This is a genomic window from Sphingomonas sp. FG14 (assembly GCF_057809675.1).
In genome coordinates, this window is record NZ_JBMDKK010000002.1 from 874,307 (window position 1) to 883,640 (window position 9,334).

The 9,334-nt window shown below is 63.1% G+C and carries 5 protein-coding genes; 2 read left to right on the top strand and 3 right to left on the bottom strand.

Translation table 11 applies throughout. The features are described from left to right. Nucleotides 1–47: 47 nt before the first annotated feature. The gene (locus ACODTA_RS12275) at nucleotides 48–497 is read left to right on the top strand and encodes a hypothetical protein (protein WP_489066184.1); all 450 of its coding nucleotides are present in this window, start codon (nucleotides 48–50) and stop codon (nucleotides 495–497) included. Between the two features lie 188 nt (nucleotides 498–685). Here the strand turns inward: ACODTA_RS12275 and ACODTA_RS12280 are convergent, their stop codons facing one another. Genes ACODTA_RS12280 through ACODTA_RS12290 form a run of 3 tightly spaced genes read right to left on the bottom strand, consistent with a single transcriptional unit; the run spans nucleotide 686 to nucleotide 2,419 of the window. Beyond that, nucleotides 686–1,228, bottom strand: a complete 543-nt coding sequence (locus tag ACODTA_RS12280; protein WP_489066185.1) for a phage tail protein — start codon at nucleotides 1,226–1,228, stop codon at nucleotides 686–688. A gap of 56 nt (nucleotides 1,229–1,284) precedes the next feature. Continuing rightward, nucleotides 1,285–1,830, bottom strand: a complete 546-nt coding sequence (locus ACODTA_RS12285) for a phage tail protein (RefSeq protein WP_489066186.1) — start codon at nucleotides 1,828–1,830, stop codon at nucleotides 1,285–1,287. A 46-nt stretch (nucleotides 1,831–1,876) separates the two neighbouring features. Next, nucleotides 1,877–2,419: a phage tail protein gene (locus ACODTA_RS12290; RefSeq protein WP_489066187.1), complete on the bottom strand. Its 543-nt coding sequence runs from the start codon at nucleotides 2,417–2,419 to the stop codon at nucleotides 1,877–1,879. 452 nt (nucleotides 2,420–2,871) lie between these two features. Between ACODTA_RS12290 and ACODTA_RS12295 the strand changes: the two genes are divergently transcribed. After that, a partial coding sequence (locus ACODTA_RS12295) for a hypothetical protein (RefSeq protein ID WP_489066188.1) occupies nucleotides 2,872–9,334 on the top strand: 6,463 nt, incomplete at its 3' end.

Genomic DNA, 9,334 nt, shown 5'->3' on the forward strand with positions numbered 1-9,334 from the left:
GGTAGTCTGCGTCGAGCGCCCAGGGGACGGCGCGGGGAGGCCTGCTCATGACCGATCGAAGCGAAACGTTCGAAACGCCTTTCTCGGCTGCCGTGACGCGTCGTGGCGCGATGGGCGGTGCTGTCGGTACCGCGGCTGCCCTGTCCATCGCCGGAACCGCGATGCCCGCGATCGCTTCGGTCGGCGCAACCGGTGAGGATGGCGTACGGGTCTTCACGGGGCGCTATCCGATCGATGGCAACCGGGATGTCGAGGGATATTTCGCCGCTCCGGCCGGTGGACGCGACCTCGATGTGGTCGTGCTGGTGCCCGATGCCGGAACGACGATCGCGGCGGCGCAGGATGCCGCGCGCGGCTTCGCTGCCCGGGGCGTGCTGGCCGTGGTGCCGAGCCTGCCGGCGGAGCGCGAAGCGATGATCACCGAACTGCGCGATGCCGCACCGCGCATGCGCGGAATGGCGCATGGCAGCGGAACCGTGCGGATCGTCGGGGTCTGACGGCGGGCGAAGCCCGGGCCGATTTTCCTTATTGATATTTGAGACGCGGGAGACCGCGCCGAGAGGCCTGTCGCGCTTTGGGGCGGCACCGGCCACCGTATATCTCAACAGCTCCGCCGGATTAACGGGCGATCCATTTCATTTGCGATAGGCGGATTGTCGAGAGGGCGCATGACCATCCGTGCGCGTCAATTCCGCGAAGGAAATACACCCTGCAATGCAACGATCCAGTTGATCACCAGGAAAGGCTGGCGGTTCTCGTGTGGCTGGCTGCCGCCGATGCTGCTAACCGTTCCCGGCGCCATCGTCGCACCCGGCACCGCCGTATCATAGATATTCACTGAAAAATTGGATCCCTGGCTCGGGACGCCGATCGATTGGCCGATCGATCGGCCGGCGGCTGGCGTATTCACGTTGCTGGTCGCCACGGTGACGCCGTCGGCGGTCAGGAAATGGGTATGCTGGGGCATCTCGTTGATGGTTATGGTGTGTGCTTCCTGGCCGCCAGCCTGTCCCTGGATGAAGCCACTGCCAATGTGAATGGGCGCCCTGCCGCGCAGATCGGGTAGCGCGAAGGTCGTCTGGCCATTCCCGCCATACATGGTGCCGAACAGCGAGAACAGCGCCTGGTTCTGGTTGATCGGCAGCAACTGGCCGTTGCAGAATGCCCAACCCTTCGGCGCGAAATTCCAGCTGATCATTTTCAGCTCACCAATAAATGGCTGGGCCATATTCGAACTCCTGAAATATTGGGCCGGCGCCGGCCGGGAATGATGACGTCGTCTTTCTAGTTTCGTGCGGGAAAAACGCCTTGCAGGGCGATGCAGAAATTAAGCGTCAGATACGGCATCATATTATTGTGGGGCAGGCTGCCACCCGCTATCGCGAGCCCATAAGGGCTCATCTGCGTCGCGGGCGTGGCGATGTTGCTGTACATTCGCGCGGTATTGCTCGCCTGGAGATTGCCCTTGATCGCCTTTGCGAGCTGGGCATTGGCGGCGGCGGCACTGTTGGCGTTCGCCGTGGTGGCGCTCAGCGTGTGAGTGTGAAGGGGAATCTCGCTCTGGAGCAGCGTGACATACTCGCTGCCTTCCATCTGGCCCAGAAACCAATCCTGCAACCCTGCGCCTTGCCCCTGATGGGTCGCGGCGGAGCCCTGGAGGTCGGGGAGGGCGAAGGTCGATTTGCCGTCACCCCCATAATAGGTGCCGAGCAACGAGAAAAGCGCCGTGTTCTGCGAGATCGGCAGCAACTGGCCATTGCACTGCGCCCAGCCTGTGGGAGCGAAATTGAATCCGAAGACCCGGATCTCGGCAACGAAGGGACTGGTCATGAGCAGCTCCAAAAATTGATGCGCGACGTCGCGCCGGCCGGACGGCTCAGTTCTGGCTCGGGAAGACGCCGAACAGTGAAATGATATAACTGATGGCGAGCGTCGGCTGGATGTTGGTGTGCGGCTGGCTGCCGCCGATCGCGCTGATGCTTGCGGCGTTCAGTGCCACCTGGCCGGTCAGCAGGTCCGCCGGGGATTTATAGACATTGACGCTTGTCGAGTTGCTGTTAGCGAGCACGGTGCTGCCCGTCGGTGCGTAGGTTGATCCCGGCGCATTGGAGATCTGGGGGGTATGGGTGTGGTTCGAGATCTGCTGCGTGGTCAGCGTCACGCTTTCCACGCCCGCTTTTTCTCCCAATACGTAGTTCTGCGAGATGCCGGGGCCCTGGCCGGCATGGACCGGTATACGTCCTTGCAGATCGGGAAGCCCGAAGGTTTCCTGTCCGTCGCCGCCATAGGTGGTGCCGATCAGATTGAAGAGCGTATCATTTTCCGAGATCGGCATAAGCTGCCCATTGCAGAAAGCCCATCCAGCGGGCGCGAAATTGCCGCCGAACATACGGATTTCACCGACATAAGGCTGCGACATCGGTGCACCTCCCTTAATCGGACAAGCGCCTGCTGTCCGTCCACAGATTCCGTCGGGATATGCGACCTCGGTGCGCCATTTGATGCCGGCGCTACGTTCCCCCATCCGGCCGCACTATTTTGTGCCGAGCGCGTGGCTGTGTCAAACGCTGACTTTCAGGATTCCCGAAATATATGCCTTGCCTGAGGTGGGGTATTCCTTCCGTTCCTGATTAAAAGATCGTTTCACCTCCGGCGTTTATGCTGGCGGCAGGGAAAGTCCTGTGCCATGAATGCATCCCAATAGGGGTTGCAATGCGAGCTGGGGCGAATTGTGCCCGGAGTTTGGTGTGTCCGGTCGGCTGGGGCTGTCGGTGTCATCGCGTTCACTCCGCTCGTATTGAACAATCCTAGTCGTTGGGCGGTCACAATGGGCGTTTAGACCATGTGACTCGAAATTTGGGGGTGGAAGCCATGGCGTTTCTTTATTCGAATCCGTCGAACGTGACCGATAGCGGCGGCCTGGAGCTCGACGGCGCAAGCTCGGTCGTTTCGGCGGACGTCGGTGGCGTCACCTATGTCTTCGCGGCCGGCGCGGACGATAACGGCATCAGCCTTTTCAGCCTGTCGCGAGACGGCGTGCTGACGAACCTCACCAATTTCGACGACACCGATGCGGCCGGCGCGCATCTCGGCGGCGCGCGCGGTCTCTCGATCGGCGTCGTCGACGGCAACACCTATCTCTTCGTCGCGGGCTCGACGGAGGGCGGCGTCAGCGTGTTTCGCGTCACCGTCGGCGGCGGTTTGACCAACGTCGCCAATGTTGTCGATTCTGGTCCGCTCAGGCTTGCAGGGGTGACCGATACCGCGACCATCACGGTTGGCGGCAACACCTTTATGTTCGCCGCGGGCGCGAATGACGACGGCATCAGCGGCTTCCGTGTGGCCGGCAATGGCGCGCTCACCAATGTCTCCAACGTCACCGACGCCGACAATGCGGCATATGAGCTCGATGGCGTGTCCTCGCTCGCCACGGTCACCGTCGGCGCCAACAGCTTCCTGATCGCTGGCGGCGGAACCGACGATGGCGTCAGTGTCTTCCAGGTTTCCGCGGCGGGCGCGCTGACCCATGTCGGCAGCGTGGCGGACAATGGAACGCTCAACCTCAACGGCGTCAGCGATATCACGACCGCGGTCGTCAACGGCACCACCTATGTCTTCGTCGCCGGCGCCGCCGATTCCGGCGTCAGCGTGTTCTCGATGAACAGCGCGGGCGTGCTGACCAATGTCGCCAATGTGAGCGATAACGTCGAGTTCAATCTGCAGGGGGCCAACAGCGTCAGCGTGGTGACCTTCGGCCAGACGAGCTATCTTGCCGTGAGCGGCACGGAGACGGGCGGCTTCGCCGGCGTCAGCCTGTTCCGCATCGATGCGGGCGGCGCGCTCACCTTTGTCGAGAAAATCGCGGACACGACCACGCGCGTGCTCGACGGCGGGTCGACGCTGGGAGCGGTCACCGTCGACGGCGCCAGTTACCTGCTGGCCGCCGGCGCTGCCGAAGACGGCCTGAGCGCGTTCGGCACCAAGCCGACCGGCCAAGTCTATTTCCTGACGCAGGGCGACCCCGGCGACACGCGGCTGACCTACGCCAACAATGACGGCGGCATCCAGACCATCATCGTCGACAATGTTCCGTCGCTGGACCTGATCAACAGCACGCCGCAACAGGTGGGGGTCGATACCGCGGCGGGCTTCTATTTCGCGATCATCAACAATGGCAATCTGGGCCAGGATGCCCGGTTGGTGCGTGGTTCGTTGACCGGTGGAGCGGTGACGACGCTGGTGACGTTCGACGGTGTGGACAATGTCGTCGGTCAGACCGATCCGGAAGATCCGTTTTCGAATGACGACGAAATCGTCAATGCCCTGTATGTTGATGTTTTTAGTCATCACATTTATGTCGGGATTCAAGATGCGGATGGTGCAGATACCAATCTGACAGGCATCAAGCAGTATACATATGATCCGCTGACCGGCGTGATCACCGACAATGGTTTTATTGTCCGGGCCGACACTGACGCCACCAAGCCGATCGACCCGTCGCATAGCTTGGACCTGCTCGATGTTCGTGACTTCGCCCTCGGCCGCACGGCGAATACTCTGTACTTCACTGAGCAGTTGAATGGCCTGGAGCAGGGCGTCTATCGGATGGACCTGGCAACCAAGGTCATTACGCCCTTGGTTGATGATGCCCAGTTCGAAGACGATGCAACGAACGGCTATGTCATCTCGGTCGAGGTGAATGAGCTCAATAACCTCGTCTATTTCACCACCCAGTCGAATACGCCGCAGGGAGGCTCCGGCTTCGATGCGAGCCAGAATGCCATCTGGTATATCAACGCCAACGCAAGCTCCGGTACGGCCACCAAGCTCACGCTCAACTTCTCGACGCCGAATTTCTACCCAGGCGATCTGAAGTTCGATGCCGCGACCCGGCAACTCTATGTCACGTCCGAAGAACATGGCGGCGGCAGCAACGACGATGTGATACTCATCTATCAGCTCAACGCGGCGGGCACCGTCGGAACGCTGATCAACGTCATCGATCCGAAACCCGCTTTCACCAGCAACGCGGCCAATTTCGGCGGGCTGGCTTTCAACAATCTGCCGACGCTTTCGAACCTGACCGCCACGAGCACGGAAATCCCCGAACAGGGCGGCAGGATCGCGATCCTGACCGGCGCGCCGACGATCGCCGACGTCGATGGCGATCATCTCGCGTCCGCGACCGTGCAGGTGACGGGCGGAACCTTCAGCTCCAACGAAAGCAGCGCGAACGACGATCATCTCGGTTATGGCGCGGCGGGGCAGATCTCCGGCCTGATCGCCGGCACCAACATCACGGTTTCGTGGAATGCGGCGACCGAAACGCTCACGCTGACCGGCTACGACACCATTGCCAATTACCAGAGCGTGCTGGGCCAGATCAATTTCTGGTCGACCGGCGACAACCCCACCAATTACGGGCTGAACACCACGCGCACGATCACCTGGACGGTCAGCGACGGCGCCGCCAATGTTCCGGGTGGTTCGCAGAACAGCGGCACCACGCAGATCACGATCGCCGATGTCAATGATGCGCCGGTGAACACCGTCGGCAGCGCGCTGACGCTTGTCGAGGATGCGACGAATGTCGCCGTGACCGGCATCTCGATCTCCGATCCCGACGCGAACCCGGCGCTTGACGACGTGACGGTCGTGCTCACCGTGTCCCACGGTACGCTTACGCTCGCGACCAATGTCGCGGGCGGCCTCGTCGCCGGCGATATTGCCAGCAACGGCACGGCGAGCGTTACCGTCACCGGCACGCTCAACGAGATCAACGCGACGCTCGCCGCGAACGGGCTCACCTATACGCCGACCGGCAATTTCCACGGTTCGGATTCGCTGCAGATCGTCACCACCGACAATGGCTATACCGGCGACGGCGGTTCGAAATCGGATACGGACAGCAAGACGATCACCATTACCTCGGTCAACGATGCCCCGGTGGTGTCGGGCGATGGCACCGAGAGCAGCGTGACGATCCTTGAGGATCAACCGTCCGCGACAGGGCAAACTGTTTCCAGCCTGTTCGCGGCGAGCCAATATTCCGACGCGACCGACGATCAGCGACCCGCCCCCGGTGGCAACACCTCGACGGCGATGGCGGGCATCGCGGTGGTCGATAATGACGCCACCCCGGCGATGGGCAATTGGGAATATCTGAACGCCGGCGTCTGGACGGTGATTCCGACTTCGGCATCGGAGTCTTCGGCCTTCGTGCTCAGCGCCAGTGCCTCTATCCGTTTCAATCCGGCCGCCAATTACAACGGTGCGCAACCGGAACTGACCGTGCGCCTGATCGATGGCTCGATCGGCGCGCTGGGTAACGGCGGCACGGTCAACCTCTCGGGCGTTGGCGCGACGGGTGGAACCTCGGCTTATTCTTCGGGCACGGTTGTCCTGGGCGGCACCATCACGCCGGTGAACGACGCGCCGACGTCGACGAACCTGTCGGGGGATAGCGCGAGCTACACCGAGGGTGCGAGCCCGGTTTTCCTGGATGTGGGCGGCAATGCGACCATCGCGGACATCGACAGCGCAAACTTCGACGGCGGCTCGCTGACCGTCCAGATCACGACCGGTTATGTGGCGGGCCAGGATGCGCTGAGCATCGATACGACGGGCAGCGTGACGACCGGTCCGGGAACGGTGTCGGTCAGCGGCGTGGAGATCGGCACCTATGTGGCGACGGGCGGCTCGATCACCTTCACTTTCGACGCGGATGCGACGCCGGCGGCGGTGCAGGCGCTTGTCCGGGCGATCACGTACAACAATACGAGCCAGGATCCGAACACGACGACACGCACGGTCACCTGGACCCTGGTGGACGGCGACGGACAGGCGAACAGCGGCGCGGATACGCTGAGCTTCACGAGCAGCGTGGCCGTGGTGTCAGTGAACGACGAACCGTCGGGTACTGACAAGACGGCGACGTTGCTGGAGGATACGACCTACACCTTCGCGGCGTCGGACTTCGGCTTCAGCGATGTCGATGGCGATAATCTGGCGGGCGTGGTGTTCACCACGGTTCCGGCGGCCGGCACCATCTATATCGATCTCGATGGCGGCGGTGCGGGGCTGCCGACCGTGATCAGCGCGGGCACGACGGTCATGCTGGCGCAGATCAACGCTGGCCATGTCTATTATGTGCCGGCGGCGAACGGCAACGGCACGCCCTATGCGAGCTTCACCTTCCAGGTGCAGGACGATGGCGGGACCGCCAACCTCGGTCAGGACACGGACCAGAGCCCGAACACCTTCACCTTCGACGTGACGGGCGTGAACGACGCGCCGACGGGGACGAACCTGTCGGGCGACGCGGCGACATGGATCGAGGGCAATGCGCCGGCGAAGCTGGATGTGGGCGGCGACGGCACGATTGCGGACATCGACAGCGCGAACTTCGACGGCGGCACCTTGACGGTGGCGATCACGGGCGGCGCGGTGACCGCGCAGGATGAACTGGTGATCGACACGAGCGGCACCGTGAGCGTTGCGGGCAATGCGGTGTCGGTGGGCGGCACGCAGATCGCGACCTTCACCGGCGGGACGAACGGCGCGGCGCTGGTGTTCACCTTCGATGCGGATGCGACGCCGGCGGCGGTGCAGACGCTGGTGCGCGCGCTGGGCTATACCAATAGTGGCGGGATCAGCCCGACGGAGGGTGTTCGGACGCTGACATGGACTTTGGTGGACGGCGACGGGACGGCGAACACGGGCGCGGACACGCTGAGCTTCACGACGACGGTGGACGTGCTGGCGATCAACGACGCGCCGGCGGGCACCGACAATGCCTTTACGATCAACGAGGACGCGACCTACACGTTCAACACCGCAAGCTTCGGCTTTAGCGACGTCAATGGCGACGACTTCGCGGGCGTGAAGGTGACGACGATCCCGGTGCCGGGCACCTTGTGGTACGATGCCGACGGCGTCGGCGTGGGCGCGGCTGCAACGGCGGTGACCACGGGCCAGATCGTGACGGCGGCGGATATCGCGCTGGGCCGGCTCTATTACACGCCGATCCAGGACGGCAACGGCACGCCGTTCTCGAGCTTCACCTTCCAGGTGCAGGACGATGGCGGCACCAAGAATGGCGGCCAGGACACCGACCAGTCGGCGAACACGATCACGTTCAACGTGAGCGCGGTCAACGACGCGCCGGTGAACACGGTGGCGGGTGCGCAGAACATCAACGAGGATGGCAGCTTCACGCTGACGAACCTGCAGGTGTCGGACGTCGATGCGACGACGCTGAAGGTGACCTTGTCGGTGGCGCACGGCACGCTGGCGCTCAACAATATCGCGGGTCTCTCCTTCTTCGACGCGCAGGGCGACGGCAGCATGTCGTTCAGCGGGACGATCGCGGACATCAACACCGCGCTGGGCCTGGGGCTGGTCTACACGGCGAACCCCAACTTCAACGGCAGCGACGCGATCTCGTTCGAGACGAGCGATCTTGGCCAGACGGGTTCGGGCGGGACGCAGGTGGACAGCGATTCGATCGCGATCAGCATCGCGGCGATCAACGACGCGCCGGTGGTGGCGGGCGACGGCACGGAATCGGCGACGGCGATCGACGAGGACACGCCGGGCGCTGGGCAGAGCGTGAACACGCTGTTCTCCGGCCAATATTCGGATGCTGCGGACAACCAGATCCCCAATGGCGGGGCGTCGTCGCCGGGGGCGTTCTCGGGTGTCGCGGTCACCGCCAACGGCTCGGGCGCGGGCACGGGCCAGTGGCAATATAACAATGGCGGCGGCTGGACCGATATCGGCAGCGTATCCGACGCGGCGGCGAAGCTGTTCAACAACAGCACGCTGTTCCGCTTCACCCCGGCGGCGGACTATAACGGCAACGCGCCGACGCTTACCGTGCATCTGATCGACAACTCGCTGGGCTTCGGCATCACCGATGCGCAGGTGGTGAACATCGCAGGCGTGGGCGCGACCGGCGGAACCACCGCCTATTCGGCCGGCACGGTGGTGCTGAGCCAGACGGTGAACGCGGTTAACGACGCGCCGGTCAACAGCGTGCCGGGTACGCAGACGATCAACGAGGATGCCAGCATCACGCTGTCGACGGCGAACAGCAACGCGATCACCGTCAAGGATGTCGATGCGAGCACGCTGACGGTGACGCTGTCGGTGGCGCACGGCACGATGACGCTGGCGAGCACGTCGGGCCTCAGCTTCATCACGGGCGACGGCGCCTCGGATGCCTCGATGAGCTTCACGGGCACGGCATCCGCGATCAACGCGGCGCTGGGAACAGGGCTCACCTACAACCCCACCGCCAACTATAATGGCGGCGACACGATCTCGATCTCGA